The sequence below is a fragment of the Pedobacter sp. AC464 genome (assembly GCF_979253075.1).
The window spans coordinates 1708987-1730059 of sequence record NZ_CEEDBV010000002.1; the positions used below are offsets into that span (position 1 = coordinate 1708987).

The window sequence follows — 21073 nt, forward strand, 5'->3', positions numbered from 1 at the left end:
CGGGAAGGCACGTGAGGCCGCAGTTATTTACGATATGCTTCTATCTTTAACAAACGGAAATCCCTTTTGAAATACTTAACGGGCTAACAATAATGAGTTTTAAACCTGACCTTGCCATTAGAGATAACAAAGCAGTTATTTACCGGCAGATGTTGAGGAAGCCGAAATTTCAGCTAGCGGTAAGAATATCACCTTTAGACTTAGCGTTGATTATGTTTTAAATCAAAAGTTTAATATCAAACTCTAAAATCATAAAGCCTAGTACGTCTCAAACCTTTAATACCTCGTTTAGTAATTTTGGATTTAGTTTCAGATTTACTTTAAATTAATGATAACTTTTTTGGTTAAAATTGGTAAACCTTAACATTTTTAGCGTTAAAAAACTGAAATCTTGAAAATCCTAACTAACTTTGGAACAAACAAATTGAAAACAAATGAATTTTCCATCAGAATTAAAATACACCAAAGACCACGAGTGGGTTAAGGTAGAAGGTAGTGAAGCATTAATTGGCATTACAGATTTCGCACAACGCGAACTAGGCGATATTGTTTATGTTGATATAAACAGCGTTGGTTCGGAAGTTGCAAAAGAAGAAGTTTTTGGCACTGTTGAAGCCGTGAAAACTGTTTCTGACCTATTTATGCCCGTAACCGGAACAGTTTTGGAAATTAATACTGAATTAAATGATAATCCTGAATTGGTGAATTCTGATCCTTATGGTAAAGGTTGGATGGTGAAAGTTTCATTATCTGATTTAGCAGAAGTGGAAGATTTATTATCGGCAGATGCATACCAATCTTTAGTTGGAGCCTAGTTCGAATACTGTGTTCAAAGCACTAAAACATCAAAAGTGGGCCATTTTCTGGACTGCCGTAATTTTAGTGCTTTGCAATATCAGAATGCCCGAAACCAAAAGTGGCGGTTTCTTTTTTGAGGGTTTTGATAAAATGACCCATCTTGGATTCTTCTTTATTCTATCGGTACTTCTTTTTTACGGAAAGATAAAATACCAGAATAATTTTGGATTTAGAACCTTAACAATTTTCAAAATCATTTTAATCAGTGCATTAATTGGTGGAGGAATTGAGTTATTGCAATGGAAAGTTTTTACTTATCGTTCTGCTGAATGGTGGGACTTTGCCTGCGACATGTTAGGCTGTTTTATGGCTGTATTTAGCTACATTTTACTGCATAAGTTAAATTTCGATGAAAAGAAAAATTAGTTTAATCTGCTTAGTTGCCCTTTTGGGTTTAAATGGTTGCGGTATTTTTAAAAAAGGCTGTAACTGCCCTAAGGTTTACTACAAATCTTACCCTGCTGCCCGCAAATAAACTATTAAACCGTTTAATTTACAGCATAACCATGGATTTTGGCGCTGTATTTAAAATGTTACCGAACTTTTAACACTCCTTAACAAACCTTTGGACAATCCTTAAGTCTGATAGCATAGTTTAGTAATACTTATATTTATATTTTGATGAAAATTTACGTTCGCGGAGCAATATTTCTTGTTCTAATTTTTTGTGGATACTTTGCACAGGCGCAGAATACTGGTTCGGTTAATGGCCGGGTAATTAATGCTAAAGATAAAAAGCCTGTAGATTATGCTACAATCGCAATTAAAAGTTTAAAAGATTCGAGCGTTGTCGCATCTGGCCAATCAAATCCTGATGGAACTTTCTCTTTTAAAAATATCCCGGCAGGTAATTACAGAATAATTGCCGCATTCCTTGGTTTAAAAACCACAAATAAAAATGTAACTGTAGCAAAGGCAGCCGTAAATGTTGGCGATGTTGCCATGGCTGATGATGGCTTAGATTTAAATACCGTAAACGTTACTGCGCAGGTGCCAACCGTTGTAGTAAAAAAGGATACGCTTGAATATGATGCAAAATCTGTTAAAGTTCGAGAAAATGCTGTGGTTGAGGATGTGTTGAAGAAACTGCCTGGCGTTGAAGTTGCGAAAGATGGTAGCATCAAGGCGGGCGGTGAAACCGTAACAAAAGTTAAGGTTGATGGTAAGGAGTTTTTTGGTAGTGACCCATTATTGGCGACGAAGAATCTTCCTGCTGATATGGTAGATAAAATTCAGGTAATTGATGAACTATCCGAACAAGCGCAATTTACCGGCGTTGATGATGGTACAAGAACCAAAATCTTAAACATCACAACCAAAAGCGGTATGAAAAAAGGCTACTTCGGCAATAGCACTGTTGGTTATGGAACCAATGATCGTTACGATGCGAGTTTAAACGTGAACAAGTTTAATAACGATCAGCAATTTAGTTTCATCGGACAGTTTAATAACGTAAACAAACAGAACTTTGGCGGTGGTAACGGTCAGGGCAATGGTTTTGGCGGTGGTGGTAACGGTCGTGGCGGCGGCGGCGGTGGCGGTGGCACATCTGCTGGTGGCGGTATTACGACAACTAATGCAGCCGGTTTAAACTTTGGTGATACTTACAAAGATGGCACTCAGATTCAGGGAAGTTATTTTTTCAATAAGTCTTCTGTGTTTAATGAGCAAACCAGCAGTACTCAAACGCTGTTGGGTAATACCTCTCAGAATGTAAATAATTACTTAAACAGCAATAGTGATCGGTCTAACCATAGGTTGAACTTTATGATAGACACCAAACTCGATTCTTCTACAAGTATTAAAATTCAGCCCAATATTGCCTATACTGAAAATGATGGGCTGAGCCTGAATAATTATGTTAGAAATAACGTAATTGCTACCGGTGCCTCGAATACAGTTGGTAATCAAAGTTACACAACAAGTAATTCCACGCCGGTGATTAATAACAATATTTTAGTGAGGAAAAAATTCAAACGCAGAGGTCGTACATTGTCGTTAAATGTAAACACATCGATAAATGATAGCGATTCTGACAACATCAATTATATTCTCGACAACAATACTGTAAATGGCATAACTACACAGAAACTTACAAATCAGTTGAACGATTTGAACAGCCATAATATCACAAATTCCACAAGGGTTGTATATACAGAGCCATTGTCAAAAACAACAAGTTTAGAATTGAATTATCAGAATGGAATAAACAATAGCACATCTGACAGGAATGTTTTAAACTTTAACAGCATTACAGGTAACTTCGATATTGTTGATAATACCTACTCAAATCACTACGAAAACCAAACGCTTACAAATGCTGCCGGTTTGAGCTATACCGTTAACCAAAAGAAGTACAATTTCAATATTGGTGTTGCCGGTCAGCAAACTCACAGAGAAAACACTAACCTTACAACTGGCGTGGTGTTCTCTCAAAACTTTGTGAATTTAACGCCATCTGCTCAGTTTAGGTATAACTTTAGTAATAGTAAGAGATTAACGGTAAATTATAGAGGAACAACGCAACAACCAACAATCGATCAGATTCAACCAATTCCTGATAATACAAATACTCAATCAGTAATTATCGGTAACCCGAACTTGAAACCTGCTTTTAACAACACATTGAGCGTTAGATACAATAATTTTGCCTTCGCAAAAATGCGTTTCTTTGCGGTGTTTTTAAACCTTACACAAACGTTTAACGCCTTTGCTTCAAGTCAATCTGCGGTTACCGACCCGAACGATGTTAATTATGGCAAAATTGCTTCTCAATATATTAATGTTAACGGAAATTATAGTGGTAATGCAAATATTGTATTAGGCCAGCCAATTATCCCGAATAACAAATTGAATTTAAATGCAACGTTAACTACACAATACTCAAGAGGAACAAATATTACCAGTGGTATTGAAAACATCACGAATGTGCTTACAGTAGGAAATACGTATAGGTTTGTGACCAATTTGGATAAATGGGACATTACAGCAGGAATTGGCGGAACATATAACCGTGCAACATATTCTGCACAACCCAATTCGAACAATACTTTTTACACCATTACGCCAAGTTTTGATGTTTCTTATGTTTTACCGGGAAACATTCGCTTAGCAATAGATCTTGATTACTATAAAAACACAGGTCGCGGAGATGCGTATAACACAGACTACACGCTGGTAAATTCTTACATCAGTCGCCAGTTCTTTAAAAACCGCGGTACATTTAAAATCGCCGTTAATGATGCGCTTAATCAAAACCAGGGTATTAGTCGTACAGCTACAGCAAATACAATTACCGATTTAAATTACAACGTTTTAAAACGTTATTATATGTTCTCATTCACTTATTCACTAACACGTATTGGCGGCAGAAATATCGGTAACGATGTTCAAATGCCAGGTATGGGTGGCCAGGGTGGAGGCCGTCCTCGGTTTTAAGTGAAAAAAACTTGATGCTTACAAAAAGGCCTGTTCGAGATTCGAACAGGCCTTTTTTGTTTAATTGCTTTTGTATTTCAATTGTTACCTCACCTAAACAAACCCTCGCCAGAGTTTAAAGTCTTAGATAAAGAACACACGATGTAACCAAATGAAGATACTTTTTACCAGCCTGCTCCTGCTTTCTTTTTCTTTTGTTTATGCCCAGCAAAAATCGGGATCGGTTAGTGGAAGAGTTATTCAATCTCAAGATAAGAAACCCGTAGATTACGCCTCTGTTGCCATTAAAAATTTGAAAGATTCGAGCGTTGTTGGTGCTACAACCACGGCGACAGATGGCAGGTTTATTTTTAAAAACCTCCAACCCGGCAGCTACCGTTTGTACGCCGCTTTTCTGGGCTTAAAAAATGCAAATAAAGATTTTAACGTTGCTGCAGATAAAGCAGATGTGAACCTTGGCGATATTATATTGGCCACAGGAAGCATCGATTTACAAACGGTAGAAATTAAGGCAGAGGTGCCGCCTATCGTGGTTAAAAAAGATACGCTGGAATTTAACGCAAGTTCGTTTAAAACGGTGGAAAATGCTGTTGTTGAAGATTTGCTTAAAAAATTACCAGGCGTTGAAGTTGATAAAGCAGGGGCGGTAAAGGCACAAGGTGAAACCATTACAAAAGTTAAAGTGGACGGTAAGGAATTTTTTGGAAACGACCCTTTGCTTGCAACTAAAAACCTCCCTGCAGATATGGTTGATAAGATTCAAATTATTGATGAGCTTTCCGATCAGGCACAGTTTACCGGTATAGATGATGGCACACGCACGAAAATCATTAATATAACCACGAGGAAAGACAAAAAGAACGGCTACTTTGGAAACAGCAGCGCAGGTTACGGCTCTAATGACAGGTACGACGTGAACGCGAACGTAAACCGGTTTAATAAAGACCAGCAAATGAGTGTTATTGCTCAATTTAACAATGTAAATAAACAAAATTTTGGCGGCGGTTTAGGTGGCAACGGTGGTGCAGGTGGACGAAGCACTGGTATAACCACCACAAATGCTTTAGGATTTAACTTCGCAGATACTTACTCAGACCAAACTCAGCTTAGTGCAAGTTACTTTTTTAATAAGACGGAAAATCTTATTTTAAGAAACAGCATTACACAAAACCTTTTGGGCGATATCACAACTGTATTCAACAACAACCAAAATAATGTTTCTGATAGGTTAAATCACCGGTTAAATTTTATGATTGATACTAAAATCGATTCACTAACATCGCTACGTATTCAACCTACCCTAAGCTACACCAATAACGAAAGTTTAAATAATAGTATTTACACCAGAGATTACAGCAGCTATGTAACGAACGGAACACAGGCTTTAAACAATCATTCTACTGCTCCATCAATAAGCAACAACATATTGCTTCGAAGAAAATTTATGCGCAGAGGCAGAACCCTATCGCTAAACTTTAATACAAGTATTAATAATAACGACGCTGATAACTACAATAACATAATTGATAATACGATAAATGGGGGGATTACGACACAAAAAGTAACCAATCAGTTTAACGATCAGCAGTCAGAATCAATTAATCAAAGTTCGCGATTGGTTTACACCGAGCCAATATCTAAAATTCTTAGTTTGGAATTTAATTACCAAAACGGCTACAATCATAATACATCCGATAGGTTTACCTATAATTACAATCCGGCAACGCTGCAATATGATTTACTCGATTTAACCTACAGTAACTCTTATGAAAATACCATTTTAACAAATTCGGCGGGTTTCAGCTTCAATGGAAATGGCAAAAAGTACAATTGGAATATTGCGATGGCGGTTCAGAATACAGACCGCACAAACAATAATTTGACACAGCATTATGTGTTAAAACAAAATGTATTCAATTACACACCGTCGGCCATGTATCGCTATAATTTCAGTAATAGCAAACGGCTCGTAATCAATTATAGAGGAAGCACTACTCAACCCACCATCCAGCAGCTACAGCCCATTCCGAACAATACTAACACGCAAAGTATTCCGCTTGGCAATCCAGATTTAAAGCCTGAGTTTAACAATACTTTGAGGGTTGCATACAACACTTTTGCCGCTGGTAAAAACAGGTCGTTGTTTATCAATCTTAATCTTACACAAACCTCAAATAAAATCGCAAATAGCAGCAGCCTAATTCAAAGTGGAATAAACCAAGGTAAAATTGCGGTCCTTCCGGTAAATGTGAGCGGAACTTACACGGGGTCAATCGCTTCATCTTTAAGCCTTCCAATTATGGCTGAGAATAAATTAAATTTCCAGATAAGTGCAAATGGCAGTTATGACAGAGACGTAAATTTTACCAACTCGCTAAAAAATATTACCAACAGCTGGTCGGTTACAAATGGCTACCGGCTGGTTTCAAATCTTGATAAGCTCGAGCTTACGGCAGGTGTAAGCGGTTCTGTTAACCGATCTACCTATTCAGTTCAGCCAAACTCGAACACCAGGTATTATACTTTTAGCCCGAATATCTCTGTAAGTTATATGTTTCCCGGAGATATTCGCTGGTATGTTGATGCCGATTATAACCAAAATACCGGGCGAGGAGAGGGCTTCGACACGAAGTTTACCCTCGTAAATTCCTACATCAGTAAGCAGTTCTTCAAAAATCGGGGTACGTTCAAAGCGGCCATTAACGATTTGCTAAACGAAAATCAGGGCATTACCAGAACGGCAAATAATAATACCATTCAGGATGTTAGTTACAATGTGCTCAAACGCTATTTCATGTTTTCCTTTACTTACACACTTAACAGAATGGGTGGGAAAAACAGAAATAATCTGCGTAGTAACGGAATGGGCGACAGAAACCGGGGCGGAGGATTTGGAGCTGGCGGTGGAAGAAGGAACTAAAATCATTTTCCTGTAAATCATGCGTTAAAATTTAACAGTTATCACTGTCTTATTTGGAATAAATCTAAAGAAAGGGTAACTTGCAGACAAATTAAGCACATGAAACTTTCACACTTAAAAGTTGGCGAAAAAGGAACAATAATGGCTTTTACAGATCTTGATTTATCTGTTAAGTTAATGGAGATGGGGTGTTTGCCTGGCGAAGTTGTGGAAGTGGAACGTTTTGCGCCATTAGGCGACCCAATGGCTATTCGTGTTGCAGGTTATCAGCTTTGCTTGCGTAAAAGCGAAGCAGATGTCATTATCATTCAATAATAGTTGCTTTGGATATTAAAGTTGCATTAGTTGGTAATCCCAATACAGGTAAATCTACTCTGTTTAATCGTTTAACCGGCTTAAATCAAAAAATTGGAAATTTCCCGGGTATAACCGTCGATAAAAAGACAGGTTATATGAAACTTCCCAACGGAAAAGATGTGGAGATTATTGATTTACCCGGCACTTACAGTCTATACCCGAAAAGCAGTGACGAGAGCATCGTTTTTCAGGTTTTGGCAGATAAGAACAACAAAAGTTTTCCTGATGTTATTGTCTTGATTGCCGACGCTTCGAATCTTAAACGTAACCTGCTTTTATATTCTCAGGTTGCTGATTTAGGTATTCCAATGGTTTTGGCTTTAAATATGATAGACCTTTCAGCCAAACAGGGAATCGACATAAACCTGAATAAGCTTGCTCAGAAACTGGGTGTTCAGGTGGTGTCAATTTCGGCCAGGAATAATATTGGGATAGATACACTTAAGCAGGCTATAGCAAACACAAATAAAGTTCCAACGCAGTTACAGGATGTAGATGTTAACATACTTGCACCTGCTGCTATTAACGCCATCAAATCGAAGCTAAATTCCAGCAACGATTACTATGCGCTTCAGGTTTTGCATCAGCACGAACATTTAACTTTTTTTACAGAAAAGGAGCAGCTGGAAATCGAAGAGATCGAGGTATCCAACAACTTCGAATCTTCAAAGGTGCAGGCTGCAGAAACAATTGCACGTTACAAGCATTTGGGTACAGTTTTGGCCGATGTAGTAGTGGATAAAGGCACAGCAGAGAAATTTTCATTCAGCGATAAGTTAGATGCAGTTTTAACACATAAAGTTTGGGGTTTTGCCATTTTCCTTGCCATTCTTTTTACCATTTTCAATGCAATTTTTGCATGGTCGTCTTATCCTATGGATTGGATAGAAAGTGGTTTTGGTTTTATAACAGCCACAGGCCATCAATATCTTCCGGCTGGCATGCTTACCGATTTAGTGCTTGATGGCATCGTTGCAGGCCTGGGTGGCATTTTCGTTTTTATTCCTCAAATCGCGATTCTATTTGCCTTTATTTCCATTCTGGAAGACACCGGTTACATGGCCCGCGTTACTTTTATGATGGATAAGATTATGAGTAAAGTTGGCCTCAATGGTAAATCAGTGGTGCCAATGATTGGTGGTTTGGCTTGTGCTGTACCTTCAATTATGGCTGCCAGAAATATCGAAAACTGGAAAGACAGGATGATAACGATAATGGTTACGCCCCTGGTAAGTTGTTCGGCCAGGCTTCCTGTTTACATTCTAATCATTTCGCTCATCATCCCTTCAAAAACGATTTTAGGTATTTTTAACTTGCAAGGCCTCGCTTTAATGGTGATGTATTTAGTTGGTATTATCGCTGCGGTTCTTGTAGCCTGGGTGATGAAGTTCATCATCAAAACAAAAGAACGGGCATATTTTATCATGGAGCTACCCGTTTACCGCATGCCTCGGTGGAAAAATGTTTTTTACACCATGTATGAGAAATCAAAAACCTTTGTTTTTGAAGCCGGTAAGGTAATCATCGCAATTTCTATTATTTTATGGGTAATGGCCTCGTTCGGCCCTGGAAATCGTTTCGAAAATATCGATAAAAAGTACCAGAGCGCCATGCTCGATTCTACAAAGGCAGATCATACTAAAACTTTGATCGCGACCGAGAAACTCGAAAATTCTTATGTTGGCATTTTGGGCCATCTGATAGAGCCGGCAATCCGGCCTTTAGGTTACGATTGGAAAATTGGCATCGGTTTAATTACTTCATTTGCCGCACGCGAGGCATTTGTAGGCACCATGGCCACCATTTACAGTGTAGATGGCGGCGATGAAGATACCACTACCATCAGGGAAAGGATGGCTGCATCGGTAAATAGTCGTACAGGCTTACCGGTTTATTCTTTCGCAACGGGCATTTCGCTCATGTTGTTTTATGCCTTCGCCATGCAATGTATGAGCACTGTTGCAATCGTTTACCGCGAAACTAAAGGCTGGAGATGGCCCGTTATTCAGCTGGTTTACATGACCGCCATGGCCTATTTTGCAGCATTAATTGCTTACCAGATACTTAAATAGACTTATTTTAGCTATTCGAAGAGCAATTTTCTGCAACTATTCAGGTCCCTTCCCGCTTTTCGTTTTACTGCGCCCACAGCAGAAAAAGCTGCGGCTACGTGTTCACTGCAATCGGGTCTAAGTGGCAAAAAACATCCAGATATTATTGGTTAAATCCAAAACGCTTATTACAAAAAGCTTTCGCTACAACTAAGGCAATTAAGCCATCATTCTAGCCAAGTTCAATCTGCCTCTTAATACTTTCTTCAAGCGAAATTAACGTTTCAGTTCTTTGAATACCATTTACAGCCTGTATTTCTTCGTTTAAAACGTGGCGGAGGTGATTGGTATCTCTACAGATAATCTTAGCAAACATACTGTAGGCGCCCGTTGTATAATGTAACTCTACAACTTCTTTAATTTTACTTAGCTGGTCAACCGCATCTTTATACTGAATGCCTTTTTCAAGATATATCCCCAAAAAAGCACAAATATCATAGCCGGCTTTTTGAGGGTCGATTATCAGGTGTGAGCCTTTAATGATACCCATTTCCTGCAGTTTTTTCATCCTAACGTGTATAGTGCCACCAGAAACAATCAAATCTTTTGCTATTTCGGTATAAGGTTTCGTGGCATCAAGCATCAGTTGTTTTAAAATGTCAATGTCCAGGTTGTCAATTTCTAAATTGGAATTGTCTTTTTTAAGCATATTTTCGAATTTTGATAAGCGAATATAATAAAAATTATCAATATTATAAAAATAAAATTAAATGTTTAAAATATTTGCAAGATATTGATTGTTCCTTTACATTTGTATCAAGCAAGTAAGAAAAAGGGACGTTCTTTAACAATTTGCTAAACATAATGTAGGGTGGTGAAACAGGCAGACACACCTCCTTGTCTCGGTGGTGGAGAATATGGGAAACCGGTAACGGCTAACTACTCCTTGAAGGTTCGATTCCTTCCCCTACAGCTAGTTTGGAGTTCGCGATTATGAGTAGAAGGCCCCGGCTGAAAACTGAAAATTGCGGCCTCAAACTTAATTAGAATGTTGGGTGGTGAAATTGGCAGACACGCCTCCTTGTCTCGGTGGTGGGGAATAATGGGACAAACGCAGTTTATTGGGTTGACCACAATTAATTTTTTGAACTGTAGCTAACTACCCCTTGAAGGTTCGACTCCTTCCCCAACAGCATTTTTTATGAATAATAAGTTAGTTAATTGAGCAATCCCGGATGGGTTGCTCTTTTTCTTTTTAGACTTTTTTCAAACCGCTCTGTAGCTATTCTAAAGCAATTTATTTATCTTTGGTAATCGTTTGAGACCTGTTGAAATCGTTTGAGGTTTACACTAGGTTTACACCAGATTCACACTATGGCTTCAATTAGGTTAGAACTTTACATATCAAAGACTCTTAGTGACGGAAGGCATCCCATTACCGTCACCGTTACCAAAGATAGGAAAATCAAACGTAAATCTTTAGGCCGGGCATTCAAAGATGAGTGGAATGATATTGACAAGGTTGTAACCAAAAAGAAAAAAACCTACGTTTTCGAGAATCAGGAAATTTCCGAGCGTTTTCTTTTCTACAAAAAAATATTCAACTCACTGAAGTATTCACTTAAGCCCTGGAATGCTGAAGATGTATTTGTCGAGGAGCCAATCGAACCTGGTGAAACAATGGAATCTTTCCAGGCTCATGCCGATGCCTACCTCGCAACACTTAATCCGAAATCTGGATACTATGACACCGTGAAAGGACGCATTAACAAAATAAAACGATTCAAGCCAAAGCCTTTTTTAATTTCTGATATTGATAATGCCTGGATAAAGAATTTTGAAAAGCATTGCAAAGAGAAGGAGAAAAACAGCACTGGTGGCATTGGGAATTCCAACAACACAATTAACGATACATTTAAAACTATTAATACAATCGTTTCGTTCGCCGGCCAGTCAAACATCTATCTTGAAAAAAGGAAGAACAAAACTGATGAGATTGTCAGATTGAAGCTCACGCCAGAAGAGATTACCAAAATTGAAAACCTGGAACTCAAGGGTGATGCCTTCCATTACCGGAATGCATTTCTAATTCAGTATTACGGCCGAGGCATCCGTATAGGTGACGTTTTGCGGCTTCGAAAGGTCAATATAAAAAATGGGTATTTGATTTATATAACTGGAAAAGGTAACAAGCCTCACTCAATAAAGATTGTTCCCAAGCTTGATGCAATCCTATCACTTTATTCCCATGGTGACGGATTCTTAATGCCGTTTATGAAAGGGGAAGCATCACAAAGCAAAGATGATTTAAACAATCAGGTTACCTACCGCACCACCAAGATAAATGAAACATTAAAGGATATCATGGCGGAGCTGAAAATCAATAAAAAGATTACCTCCCATAATGCCCGGCATTCGTTTGCGGCAATGGCAGATAAAAAGCTTGGTGGAAACTTAAAAGATGTTCAAGCAATGCTCGGCCACTCCTCAAGAGCAATGACCGAACGCTATATTAAAGAGCTGCGAAAATCCGAAGAAATGGATGATATCGCAGATAAGCTTTTTGATTAAAAATCAGTTGAAACCTTCGTGCTTTTGGTTATGTCGAACGTATCGCTAAAATCCTTGCTCATGTAATCAGCAACCTTTAATGTTGTCGGATTATCTCTGATATATTGGCGCTTATTTCTGCTCAAAAAGTCATCAGCTAGTAAGTCAGTGCCGGTATCATTAATTAGAACTTTTACTGCTTTGAAAATTACGTCGGAAATAATGACGCGGTATTTATTGTCTTTGACCTGGATTATCACATTCGCATTCAATCCATTGTTTAGCAGAGATGGTGTTCCCATCAATGTGCCCCCGTATTTCCTATAATTGACAATGAAATCCGTGAGCCTTCCACTAAATTGGTCACCGTTCTGATTTGGACTATCAGTAAGCTGAAAGCTTTTCGCCCCGGGTAAAAAGGATTTTAGTTTTGCGATTAATTCTTCTTTGTTAAGTGTTGATGCATAAACTTTTTGAAAAATAATTTGTTTCTCTTTCAGCACAAAAGAGGTTCCGATTATGCTGTCTTGAATTCCGGGAGACAAGGTTACTTTTTTCAAGTCAACCTGCCCGAAACAGAAGACTGGTAATGCGAGAATCGCTAGTAATAGTTTTTTCATTAGTTAAAACTGTTTTTCATTTATTATGTCCATGATGTTATAGCCGGTCACTTTTTGGAAGGCGTCCTTAAAGCTTTGTTTCATGTTTTCGCTTTTTATCTGGTAGTAAAAGGCAGTACGAGATATCCCTAAGTCCTTTATCAAATCTACTATTTTAATGTCTTTTCTTTTTAGGAATGCCAATACATTTTTGATAATAGATTCCTTGTCAACTTCTAGGGAGTGCCCCGCTGCGTCAACCATCAGTGATTTACCGTCAATTTTTAGAATTTCGCCAATCTCAATCGCCTTTTCCATCGAAAAATTGCTTCTAGTTTCTAAGGCAGCAACATACGCTTGATTACTCCCAAGCTTTTCTGCAAATTCCTTTTGAGTGTAGCCAGCAGCTTTACGTGCTTCTTTAAGTTTATCGTTCTTAAGCATTTGCTATCTACTTTTCTTTATTATTTGAACAACGCTAAATATTTGCTCGATTTCATCTAAGTAAAGCTCCTCATCCTCATATTTCGGATTGAGAGAATGAATTGTTATTATTCCTTCCTCTACATTATGATTCGTTATTTGCTTTATTAGTATTCCTTCCGTCTTGTGAACCAGAACCCAGGTGTCATAATTATGGGTATGCAGTTTGTAAACCCACTGATGTTTTGGAAGGTCGCGGCCTATTGCAATCCTTCCGGGAAAAATGCTCTGTTCGGCTAACTCTTCGCTATCAAGGCACACCATACTATCGCCCCGAACTTCGAAGCCAAGGTAAGTGCCTCTATGCTCTTGCTCAACCGCAATTACGACATATTCAAAATCATCAAAGTATTCGGGGTCTGCAAAACCTCTCAAGTATCCGGCATAGGCTTTTGCAGGAACAACTTTTACCTTCATTCCAATAGTGCCATCGGCCGTATAAACGAACTTCTTGCTTAACCCGTCCTCATCCTCTGTTGTAGGATATAGGCTGATTGGCTTAGCCTCGTGCCTCGGATTTTTGTACTCATCATTGGGCTTAATCATTGGAAGACTTCCAGACTGTAGAAATTCTTCATTTAAATCAGGGAAGGTATTTAGAATTTTCTCCATGAAAGCAGGTTTAATAGCAGTGCCATTTTGGGCCATTTTGCCAAGCCTGCCATTTCCAACCATCAACATCTGCTCCGCCTCTCTTAAGCTCAAACCTCTGTACTTCAAGAATAAGGAAAGCCTTTTGTGTTGCTCGATAATTTTTTCGTTTTGATTTTCAGGCATTTAGAAATTTCTATTATTATTTCTACAATATTTCTATGAACTGTAGAAATTTCTATTTATGTTTGTGTACACTAAACAAAGATAGTAATTATTTAAAACCATAACACATACCCCAAAAGAATGAAAACTACCATTTCACACATTTTGTCAGGATACGGAGTCGAGCTGTTTGTGCACGATGATAATGTTCTGTTAACTTATCAGCGGTCTGTTCTTGACCTTGAAGATTCTAAACAGTTTATCACCAGTAAGCTTAAGGATTTTGCTTTCGCCTGCCCAAAGCGTAAAGCAGCTTATAAAGCAATGGCCGGGGAGAATGAATCGGACCAACTTAAGCAGTGCGTTAAATGCATGTTTGCAAATTTCGATGGAACACCTGATTTAACTGATGATGGAAAGCTTACTCCGGAGTATGTTGATTGCCCGAAAAGACACTATTGCGCTCACGTCGGAATTGGTTGCCTTCCAACTAAAAAAGTACAGGCATTGACCAGTCGTGAAAATTCCCTTTTACCGTTCATACACCTTCCGAATAAAGAAATAGCAAAAAGGCTTTTCATCTCGGAACATACCGTAAAAACACACATTAAAAGCATTAACAAAAAGCTTGGCGTATCAAGAAAGCCAGAAATAATGCATTCAGCAAATCAATTAATTAATTAACGATGAAAGTAGACGTAAACGAATTGGAATTTATCCGGGTGAACGCTCCTGACGGCTTTTATTCAATAGTTGCCGCTAACCTCACCGCCAAAGGAATGCCGACTACGAGGTTCCAGGTAAACAATGAGATAAGGAATTTAAAGGATGAGTTCAATGAGAATATCATCACAGAAGCTCGCAAGGTTTTCAGCCTTTTAACTGACGGTTTAACATTCCAAAAACAACTGGCATAATGGAAGTAGTAACAGTCGAATCTGGAGCATACCAGGATATGCTGCACATGTTTAACGAGATGAAAAATCTTGTAGAAAACAACGAGAAGGCGATTAAGAAAGGCAACATCACTGTGCTTTCAGCGGAGGAGGTTGCAGAATGTACCGGTTATACAGCTCAAACCATTTTAGCATGGAAGGATGAGATTGGCTACCACACCAAAGGCAGGTTAATCAGATTCTTTCCGGAAGACGTGAAAGACTGGCTTCAGAGGTACAAAAAGAAATCTATTCTGAACCCCCTAAAAATTAGATAACACATACACCCAAAAGAATGATCATAAAAAAAGGGAGCTGCTACCAACAGACCCCCTTTCATTGGAATTCGAACTAAAAAAATCCCAAAAGAATGAAAACAAAAGTAGCTAAAAACCCGAACACTCCAAACACCAACCTGGAGACATTAATCTCAAATCTTGAGCAAATGAAAAACGATAAAAACTGGCATCAGATAATCGGAGTTGGTTCCGCTTCATACGGCGAAGGTATCAGTGATGCAATTGAGGCAATTAAGGAGTACGACAATCGAATTAAAGTTGAATTGTGGGATACCGACAAAATCGGCCTTAACTGCAAATACAATTATGTCACCAGCGTAATGGATGAGGATGCTCCAGTGTTGACTCGCTTAGTTTCTTTCGATGAGTTGGAAAACTATGTAAGGGAATCAGAGCTGAATGTCTTTTGTATTGGTCCGAACGATTACGAGATGATGAGTCCGTGGGATTATGCCATCGACAGTTGGGAAGATGTGAAGCAATTGTACTGGGATAACTATTTAAAATTTCAACTGGAAGGAGAGCTTAACAATGGGTAATGCAGATTTCTTGATTAAAGACCTTGAGTCGATGAAAGTAACAACTTTTTTCGGTAGCCAATACTGGATTGGTTACAACCAGGCAATTGATGACATGATTAAAACTGTTCGCTCAAGTGCCGGCGTACTTGATGCAGTCGACAAAATGGTAACAAAGGAGGTTCAACATGCTTAGAATTCAATCAACTGCTTTGCCTCCAGAGAGAATGCAAAACACAGTTAAAGAGGGCGGTTTATGGTTTGCGGACCACCAAAAAGCGTTGCTTACTGAAGCAAAAAAGATAACCAGAAAACCTAAAAATGAGGTAAAAATATTATGCTTCTGGTTCTGGAAGCTAGTAATCATTCTGGTATGCATTTACCTAATTATCACACACATATTGTAATGGATAATCAAGAATTTTTAAAAGACCTATTGCCGAAATTGAAAAAGGTTGTTCCGTGCAAGTGGCGAGTGCAGAGCTTCAGCAAATTTAAAGCGGAAGCGACGGTTGTTGCATACATAGATGCCCGGGAGTGCATGGATATCTTAAATGAATTCGCCATTTATGGATGGCACAGAGAGCATTACTCAATAAATAATAAAGAGTATTGTAAAGTAGGTATCGTGATGCCTGATTTGTCAATTCAATGGCGAGCAGACTGCGGCACACAATCAAATACGGAAAAGGAAAAAGGCCAAAGTTCGGACGCTTTCAAACGCGCCTGTGTAAATTTCGGAATTGGCTCTTTCCTTTATGACTTACCTCTTGAAAAACTACCAGCAAACGAAAAGAAAATTGATGGCAACTGGCCATATGTAATTAACGAAGAAGGTAAACAAGTTTGGGACTTAACGGAATATATCAATAAAAAACATGGCGTTGTTCCCCCGACAGCTTCAGCAAAACCAAAGCTGAATGAAGCCGCATTAGCTAAACTGCTACCAAGAGTCCAGGCTAAAGAAGCTGGTGTTCTTTACAAAACTATTCAGGCATTTCAGTTAACAGAAAATCAATTCAACCAATTATTATCAGCATAGAAGAATGAAAAATTTAAATCTATTCCTCCAACCAAAATCTGAAATCGCTACCATCCCGATTGAGGATAAAAAATTATTAACCGCCTCTAAAGCGGACCTTTCCGAAATGGCTAGCATCATCATGGAATCAGTTGATGATGGAGAGGCTGATGCACTCGATACGCTTATAATGGCTAAAAAGGGGCTCTATGTTTTTGATAGCATTGTCGAAGGACTGAAGGGGAAGTGTACCCTGCCCGAAAAAGGCTATAGCCGCCACAATGTTGAAATGAGCGAACGTGCTACAGGCGTGAAATGGCACTATGACACCTGCTGCGACCGGGAATGGAATGAATTAAATGCTCAGAAAATTGATATTGAGCTAAGGCTAAAAGAGCGCGAAAACTACTTGAAAGGTTTAGGCAAACCGCTCTTCGTTGAAGCTTCGACCGACGAACAGAGCGGTGAGGTTATTGAAGAACATACAATCTATCCAGCTGTACGTGTTGCTGGAGAATCTTTAATCCTGAGCCTTAAATAATATGGAAAGCTACAGCTACGCAATTACCCCGACCATGCTTAACGCATATAACAGGTACATCAAAAATGACGATGACGAAAGTTTCGAAAGCTTATTCGCGACGATAAACGGAACCAAAGGCGATTTGCCTGAGCATGTTTTAAAAGGTATCGTTTTTGAGAAATTAATCAACGAAATGATAGATGGATACATCCCGGAACAACACGCGGATTGTTACCTTTTTAAAGAGATGTTTTTCGACGTACATGTTGTCGATAAGATTTTTCTTAAGCTGAAGTTTTGCCAAACAAAACAGGAAAAAGTTTCAATTATCGTTCCTAGCCATCTAGGAAATATAAAACTCCATGGGGTAACTGATTTTGGCTTCCCCGAAATGATTACCGATTTAAAAACCACAGAAGTTTACAAATGCAATAAGTATAAAGACAATACCCAGCACTCAACGTATTCTCTGATTAGGTTTCTAAAGGAGCAGCCATTAAAGTGCTTCAAGTATTTAGTAACCGACTTTGAGCGAGTGTATCAAGAAACCTATATGCCCAACGATAAAATGCGCAAGAATCTCTTGTATAACGTTTACGAGTTCATTGGATTTTTAAATCACTACCAAGAGTATATCACTAATGGAAAAATATTCGGCGCTTAAGATGAAGCTATCAACACTTCCTCGACAGTTTGTAAAGATCAGCAAGTACTGGTACCAGGATAGCAAAACCGGCAAGAAAATACACGTTGATAAGATTGAGAACTCGTTACCTAAAAAACTGAATCACGAACAGATAGTAAGTAAACGCTGGGATTTAAATTATTAAGAAATGGATATCTATTTAGTAAGGCAATTAAACAACACTTTCAAGTGTGCTTACGACACCGACCTAGACAAGATGAAGCGGATTAAGCCGAATGAAATGGTGATTTGTAGCGTGACCAAACCGCGTAATATTCAGTTTCACCGGAAGTTTTTTGCCTTGCTAAATATGATCTTTCAGAACCAGGAAATATATCAGCATTTAGATGATTTACGGCACGATTTAATAATTGAGGCTGGATACTTTGAAGAGAGGCCGAACCTATATGGTGAGCCGATTAAAAAGCCAAAAAGCATATCTTTTGCTGCGATGGATGAGCATGAATTTAACCAGTTGTATTCGGCTGTACTGGATACAATTGTTCGCTGTTTTCACTTCGACAAACAGGATATTATTGATAACGTGGAGGAATATTTCTGATGGAAAATCAGTCTTTCGAATGGTCTGAAAGTGGCTTGCAGTTACTTGAAACCATTAACAAAATCATTGAAGACAATGGCGGAATACGCGCCATGTTTGAGGTAGTTAATATTGAGGTTAACGAATCTGCATTTGCAAGGGAATCCCGCCTCAAACTCGACCTTTTAAAGATAATTAGGAAATACGGTCTTCCTATTAATGATGCTTTGCCCATCTTAAAAATGACCAGAAGCCAGTACGAACGATTTAGAATGGAGAACACAAAACATGAGTAAAAAACTAGGATATACATGGTACCCAAAGGACTGGAGAAGCTCTCGCAGAGTGTTCAGGTTGAGCCTGGCAGAGCGTGGATTTTACCGCGAACTCATCGACATGGCCATGTCAACTGACAATAAAATCGTTTTGGAAATTGACATTTGGGCAAGAGAATTTGCATGTACTGAAGCAGAAATTTTAACTTTTTTAGAAAAATTTCAAAAATTAACTGATGAAAATGGTGACGGCATGGTAAAAATTAAGGGTAATATTATCAGTATTCCAAGTTGTGAAAATCGTCTAAATTTAATACGCGGAGGCAGAAAAGGAGGCGAGACAAGCAAGCCTATAGTTAAGCCTAATAGCAAGCCTTTTGAAAAGCCTACCGCCGAGCCTAATAGCAACCAAAGAGAAAGAGAAAGAGAAATAGAAAAAGAAAGAGAAAGAGAAATAGAAAGGGATTCTGTTTTTGAAAATTCGGTTTTGAACTTTTTTGGTTTGACTGAAACTGCGAACTATCAGCAAGCTCAAGCCCTAAATGCTTTCATCTACGTTCAGACCCTTAACGGCCGGCTCGAATATTTCAAAACTCAATTTGCAGATTACTCCCGGTTAAAAGCTGATAAAAAGTATCTGCACTCATTCGGCAATTTCATCGGTGACCAGAAAGAGCAATTTTCCAACGGTATTTGGGATTCACAGAACTGGGGGGAGAAATTGAAGTCAAAAGAAATTCCAACTCACACACCTTCGGAAGGTTACGTTTTCGGAGCTAAACCAACAGGAGCCGTACGTCATGCATAATTTGGGCAAATTACCTCCGCAAGCTATTGAGGCCGAAATGGCAGTTTTGGGCGCGCTAATGCAGGATTCATCTGCTTTCCACCAGATAAATACTTTCATCACGGCCGACAGTTTTTACACGGACCAAAACAAGTTGGTTTATTCCGCCATTGCCAATTTGCATGCTAAAAATCAGCCGATTGATTTCCTTACCGTAACCCAAAAGCTTAAAGAAAACGGACAGCTCGAGCAAGTTGGGGGCGGTTACTACGTCACCAGTTTAACCGGCAAGGTTTCATCCGCTGCCAATGTTGAAACGCATGCAGGTTATGTACAGCAGAAGTTTTTGCAGCGCGAAATGATTCGAATTGCCACTGACGCAATTGATGACGCCTACAACGACACATCCGACGTGTTCGAGCTTTACGATAATGTTGGCAATGATTTGTTCAAAAAAATGACCGCTAACATTGGCAAAGAGGCATCACCAATCCGTGAGGTGATAGTCGAAAGGTTAGAGGTTTACGATAAGCCTACCACGCTTGGCTTGACCGGAGTTGGCACAGGTTTTCCAGCATTAGACAGGTTAACAGGCGGCTGGCAAAAATCGGATTTAATTATTCTGGCTGCTCGTCCGGGAATGGGTAAAACTGCATTCGCTTTGAACCTGGCTCGCCATGCTGCAATCCAGCACAATGTACCGACTGCAATCTTTTCGCTCGAGATGAGCAAAGCGCAGCTAGTTGACCGGATGATGAGCGCTGAAACGGATATCTACTTTGACAAGTTTAAACGCCGGGATTTTAACAATGTCGACTGGCAGAAAATTCACGGCAAAACACACGATTTAATCGACTCAAAAATATTTATTGATGATTCTTCATCGACACCAATTCAGTCATTACGTTCGAAAGCAATCCGCTTGAAACACACCCACAATATCGGGTTGATAATAGTGGATTATTTGCAGCTAATGAAAGGCGATAGGGAATCGAAAGGTAATCGCGAGCAAGAGATAAGTTCAATTTCTCAAGGCCTGAAATCAATCGCTAAAGACTTAGATATTCCGGTGGTCGCTCTTTCACAGTTAAGCAGGGCAGTAGAATCCAGACCAGGTTTAAATGGTAAACGCCCGTTGCTTTCTGACTTAAGAGAATCAGGTTCGATTGAACAGGATGCGGACCAGGTAATGTTTCTCTACCGGCCAGAATATTATGGTGTAACCGAGGATGAGCAGGGTAGGTCACTTGAGGGTTTATGCGAAGGAATTATCGCAAAAAACAGGCAGGGACCGCTTGAAACAGTCGGCTTTAAATTCTATGGCTCGCGCATGAAATTTGTGGATTTAGAGGATGATTATGCAGAGCCGGTCCAAGCTCCGACGCCAGTAAATTATTACGAACCAAAAGAGAATTTCAATTCGATAACAATCCAACCGTCCAAATATTTTGATGCGGATGGTGAACCGCCATTTTAA

The 21073-nt window shown here is 39.0% G+C and carries 24 protein-coding genes and 2 tRNA genes; 22 read left to right on the forward strand and 4 right to left on the reverse strand.

Annotation, left to right across the window (positions count from 1 at the left end; all coding sequences use genetic code 11):
• Positions 1-434 precede the first annotated feature (434 nt).
• From gcvH to feoB, 6 genes are all read left to right on the forward strand, one after another.
• Complete coding sequence (gene gcvH, locus AC0IWT_RS18330; protein ID WP_056872040.1) at positions 435-815, forward strand: glycine cleavage system protein GcvH; 381 nt, start codon at positions 435-437, stop codon at positions 813-815.
• 10 nt (positions 816-825) lie between these two features.
• Positions 826-1224 (forward strand): VanZ family protein, encoded by a 399-nt coding sequence (locus tag AC0IWT_RS18335; protein ID WP_056872094.1) that lies wholly within the window; start codon positions 826-828, stop codon positions 1222-1224.
• Between the two features lie 255 nt (positions 1225-1479).
• Entirely contained in the window at positions 1480-4296 is a 2817-nt protein-coding gene (locus tag AC0IWT_RS18340; protein ID WP_471798263.1) for an outer membrane beta-barrel family protein, read from the forward strand.
• 151 nt (positions 4297-4447) lie between these two features.
• Complete coding sequence (locus tag AC0IWT_RS18345; protein ID WP_471798264.1) at positions 4448-7216, forward strand: outer membrane beta-barrel protein; 2769 nt, start codon at positions 4448-4450, stop codon at positions 7214-7216.
• A 99-nt stretch (positions 7217-7315) separates the two neighbouring features.
• A complete protein-coding gene (locus AC0IWT_RS18350; RefSeq protein WP_056872037.1) occupies positions 7316-7531 on the forward strand; it encodes a FeoA family protein in 216 nt (71 codons plus the stop codon).
• An 8-nt stretch (positions 7532-7539) separates the two neighbouring features.
• Positions 7540-9645, forward strand: a complete 2106-nt coding sequence (feoB, locus tag AC0IWT_RS18355) for a ferrous iron transport protein B (protein ID WP_471798265.1) — start codon at positions 7540-7542, stop codon at positions 9643-9645.
• A gap of 211 nt (positions 9646-9856) precedes the next feature.
• Here the strand turns inward: feoB and AC0IWT_RS18360 are convergent, their stop codons facing one another.
• Positions 9857-10333, reverse strand: coding sequence for an Lrp/AsnC ligand binding domain-containing protein (locus AC0IWT_RS18360; RefSeq protein WP_056872036.1), 477 nt, complete (start codon positions 10331-10333; stop codon positions 9857-9859).
• 156 nt (positions 10334-10489) lie between these two features.
• On the opposite strand from AC0IWT_RS18360, the gene AC0IWT_RS18365 reads away from it, so the two are divergent.
• From AC0IWT_RS18365 to AC0IWT_RS18375, 3 genes are all read left to right on the forward strand, one after another.
• Positions 10490-10597, forward strand: a tRNA-Asp gene (locus AC0IWT_RS18365).
• Between the two features lie 76 nt (positions 10598-10673).
• Positions 10674-10817: transfer RNA gene (locus AC0IWT_RS18370), tRNA-Asp, on the forward strand.
• Positions 10818-10998: 181 nt separating this feature from the next.
• Positions 10999-12195 (forward strand): tyrosine-type recombinase/integrase, encoded by a 1197-nt coding sequence (locus tag AC0IWT_RS18375; RefSeq protein ID WP_471798266.1) that lies wholly within the window; start codon positions 10999-11001, stop codon positions 12193-12195.
• Here the strand turns inward: AC0IWT_RS18375 and AC0IWT_RS18380 are convergent.
• Genes AC0IWT_RS18380 through AC0IWT_RS18390 form a run of 3 tightly spaced genes read right to left on the reverse strand, consistent with a single transcriptional unit; the run spans position 12192 to position 14033 of the window.
• Entirely contained in the window at positions 12192-12794 is a 603-nt protein-coding gene (locus AC0IWT_RS18380) for a hypothetical protein (protein WP_471798267.1), read from the reverse strand. The two genes, AC0IWT_RS18375 and AC0IWT_RS18380, sit on opposite strands and share 4 nt — an antisense overlap.
• Before the next feature lie 3 nt (positions 12795-12797).
• Positions 12798-13217 carry a helix-turn-helix transcriptional regulator gene (locus AC0IWT_RS18385; RefSeq protein WP_471798268.1) on the reverse strand — a complete coding sequence of 140 codons (420 nt, stop codon included), beginning with the start codon at positions 13215-13217 and terminating at the stop codon, positions 12798-12800.
• Positions 13218-13220: 3 nt separating this feature from the next.
• Complete coding sequence (locus AC0IWT_RS18390; RefSeq protein WP_471798269.1) at positions 13221-14033, reverse strand: S24 family peptidase; 813 nt, start codon at positions 14031-14033, stop codon at positions 13221-13223.
• 120 nt (positions 14034-14153) lie between these two features.
• Here AC0IWT_RS18390 and AC0IWT_RS18395 point away from each other — a divergent pair, with 120 nt between their 5' ends.
• The 13 genes from AC0IWT_RS18395 to dnaB all read left to right on the forward strand — a co-directional run bounded on the left by AC0IWT_RS18395 (position 14154) and on the right by dnaB (position 21073).
• The gene (locus AC0IWT_RS18395; protein WP_471798270.1) at positions 14154-14696 is read left to right on the forward strand and encodes a helix-turn-helix domain-containing protein; all 543 of its coding nucleotides are present in this window, start codon (positions 14154-14156) and stop codon (positions 14694-14696) included.
• Positions 14697-14698: 2 nt separating this feature from the next.
• Positions 14699-14929, forward strand: coding sequence for a hypothetical protein (locus AC0IWT_RS18400; RefSeq protein WP_471798271.1), 231 nt, complete (start codon positions 14699-14701; stop codon positions 14927-14929).
• Complete coding sequence (locus AC0IWT_RS18405; protein ID WP_471798272.1) at positions 14929-15225, forward strand: helix-turn-helix domain-containing protein; 297 nt, start codon at positions 14929-14931, stop codon at positions 15223-15225. The genes AC0IWT_RS18400 and AC0IWT_RS18405 overlap by 1 nt, the downstream gene beginning before the upstream one ends.
• A gap of 92 nt (positions 15226-15317) precedes the next feature.
• Entirely contained in the window at positions 15318-15785 is a 468-nt protein-coding gene (locus AC0IWT_RS18410; RefSeq protein WP_471798273.1) for a hypothetical protein, read from the forward strand.
• Positions 15778-15960 carry a hypothetical protein gene (locus tag AC0IWT_RS18415; protein WP_471798274.1) on the forward strand — a complete coding sequence of 61 codons (183 nt, stop codon included), beginning with the start codon at positions 15778-15780 and terminating at the stop codon, positions 15958-15960. Before AC0IWT_RS18410 ends, AC0IWT_RS18415 begins: the two co-directional genes overlap by 8 nt.
• A 210-nt stretch (positions 15961-16170) precedes the next feature.
• Positions 16171-16806 (forward strand): Rad52/Rad22 family DNA repair protein, encoded by a 636-nt coding sequence (locus AC0IWT_RS18420; protein ID WP_471798275.1) that lies wholly within the window; start codon positions 16171-16173, stop codon positions 16804-16806.
• A gap of 4 nt (positions 16807-16810) precedes the next feature.
• On the forward strand, positions 16811-17326 hold the full coding sequence (locus AC0IWT_RS18425) for a hypothetical protein (protein ID WP_471798276.1): 516 nt from the start codon (positions 16811-16813) through the stop codon (positions 17324-17326).
• Position 17327: 1 nt separating this feature from the next.
• Positions 17328-17972, forward strand: a complete 645-nt coding sequence (locus AC0IWT_RS18430) for a hypothetical protein (RefSeq protein WP_471798277.1) — start codon at positions 17328-17330, stop codon at positions 17970-17972.
• A gap of 1 nt (position 17973) precedes the next feature.
• Positions 17974-18138: a hypothetical protein gene (locus AC0IWT_RS18435; protein WP_471798278.1), complete on the forward strand. Its 165-nt coding sequence runs from the start codon at positions 17974-17976 to the stop codon at positions 18136-18138.
• A gap of 3 nt (positions 18139-18141) precedes the next feature.
• On the forward strand, positions 18142-18555 hold the full coding sequence (locus AC0IWT_RS18440; protein ID WP_471798279.1) for a DUF1367 family protein: 414 nt from the start codon (positions 18142-18144) through the stop codon (positions 18553-18555).
• Positions 18555-18830 carry a hypothetical protein gene (locus tag AC0IWT_RS18445; protein WP_471798280.1) on the forward strand — a complete coding sequence of 92 codons (276 nt, stop codon included), beginning with the start codon at positions 18555-18557 and terminating at the stop codon, positions 18828-18830. Before AC0IWT_RS18440 ends, AC0IWT_RS18445 begins: the two co-directional genes overlap by 1 nt.
• Before the next feature lie 106 nt (positions 18831-18936).
• Positions 18937-19617 (forward strand): hypothetical protein, encoded by a 681-nt coding sequence (locus AC0IWT_RS18450; RefSeq protein WP_471798281.1) that lies wholly within the window; start codon positions 18937-18939, stop codon positions 19615-19617.
• Entirely contained in the window at positions 19610-21073 is a 1464-nt protein-coding gene (gene dnaB, locus AC0IWT_RS18455) for a replicative DNA helicase (protein WP_471798282.1), read from the forward strand. Before AC0IWT_RS18450 ends, dnaB begins: the two co-directional genes overlap by 8 nt.

What these genes read in the sequence shown, in the direction of transcription:
- AC0IWT_RS18345 (WP_471798264.1), top strand. Translation starts at nt 4,448, where the DNA reads ATGAAGATACTTTTTACCAGCCTGCTCCTGCTTTCTTTTTCTTTTGTT.
- AC0IWT_RS18410 (WP_471798273.1), top strand. Translation starts at nt 15,318, where the DNA reads ATGAAAACAAAAGTAGCTAAAAACCCGAACACTCCAAACACCAACCTG.
- AC0IWT_RS18450 (WP_471798281.1), top strand. Translation starts at nt 18,937, where the DNA reads ATGTCAACTGACAATAAAATCGTTTTGGAAATTGACATTTGGGCAAGA.
- AC0IWT_RS18435 (WP_471798278.1), top strand. Translation starts at nt 17,974, where the DNA reads ATGAAGCTATCAACACTTCCTCGACAGTTTGTAAAGATCAGCAAGTAC.
- AC0IWT_RS18440 (WP_471798279.1), top strand. Translation starts at nt 18,142, where the DNA reads ATGGATATCTATTTAGTAAGGCAATTAAACAACACTTTCAAGTGTGCT.
- AC0IWT_RS18415 (WP_471798274.1), top strand. Translation starts at nt 15,778, where the DNA reads ATGGGTAATGCAGATTTCTTGATTAAAGACCTTGAGTCGATGAAAGTA.
- AC0IWT_RS18405 (WP_471798272.1), top strand. Translation starts at nt 14,929, where the DNA reads ATGGAAGTAGTAACAGTCGAATCTGGAGCATACCAGGATATGCTGCAC.
- AC0IWT_RS18380 (WP_471798267.1), bottom strand. Translation starts at nt 12,794, where the DNA reads ATGAAAAAACTATTACTAGCGATTCTCGCATTACCAGTCTTCTGTTTC.
- dnaB (WP_471798282.1), top strand. Translation starts at nt 19,610, where the DNA reads ATGCATAATTTGGGCAAATTACCTCCGCAAGCTATTGAGGCCGAAATG.
- AC0IWT_RS18420 (WP_471798275.1), top strand. Translation starts at nt 16,171, where the DNA reads ATGGATAATCAAGAATTTTTAAAAGACCTATTGCCGAAATTGAAAAAG.
- AC0IWT_RS18395 (WP_471798270.1), top strand. Translation starts at nt 14,154, where the DNA reads ATGAAAACTACCATTTCACACATTTTGTCAGGATACGGAGTCGAGCTG.
- AC0IWT_RS18340 (WP_471798263.1), top strand. Translation starts at nt 1,480, where the DNA reads ATGAAAATTTACGTTCGCGGAGCAATATTTCTTGTTCTAATTTTTTGT.
- AC0IWT_RS18445 (WP_471798280.1), top strand. Translation starts at nt 18,555, where the DNA reads ATGGAAAATCAGTCTTTCGAATGGTCTGAAAGTGGCTTGCAGTTACTT.
- gcvH (WP_056872040.1), top strand. Translation starts at nt 435, where the DNA reads ATGAATTTTCCATCAGAATTAAAATACACCAAAGACCACGAGTGGGTT.
- AC0IWT_RS18430 (WP_471798277.1), top strand. Translation starts at nt 17,328, where the DNA reads ATGGAAAGCTACAGCTACGCAATTACCCCGACCATGCTTAACGCATAT.
- AC0IWT_RS18360 (WP_056872036.1), bottom strand. Translation starts at nt 10,333, where the DNA reads ATGCTTAAAAAAGACAATTCCAATTTAGAAATTGACAACCTGGACATT.
- AC0IWT_RS18390 (WP_471798269.1), bottom strand. Translation starts at nt 14,033, where the DNA reads ATGCCTGAAAATCAAAACGAAAAAATTATCGAGCAACACAAAAGGCTT.
- AC0IWT_RS18385 (WP_471798268.1), bottom strand. Translation starts at nt 13,217, where the DNA reads ATGCTTAAGAACGATAAACTTAAAGAAGCACGTAAAGCTGCTGGCTAC.
- AC0IWT_RS18350 (WP_056872037.1), top strand. Translation starts at nt 7,316, where the DNA reads ATGAAACTTTCACACTTAAAAGTTGGCGAAAAAGGAACAATAATGGCT.
- AC0IWT_RS18375 (WP_471798266.1), top strand. Translation starts at nt 10,999, where the DNA reads ATGGCTTCAATTAGGTTAGAACTTTACATATCAAAGACTCTTAGTGAC.
- AC0IWT_RS18400 (WP_471798271.1), top strand. Translation starts at nt 14,699, where the DNA reads ATGAAAGTAGACGTAAACGAATTGGAATTTATCCGGGTGAACGCTCCT.
- AC0IWT_RS18425 (WP_471798276.1), top strand. Translation starts at nt 16,811, where the DNA reads ATGAAAAATTTAAATCTATTCCTCCAACCAAAATCTGAAATCGCTACC.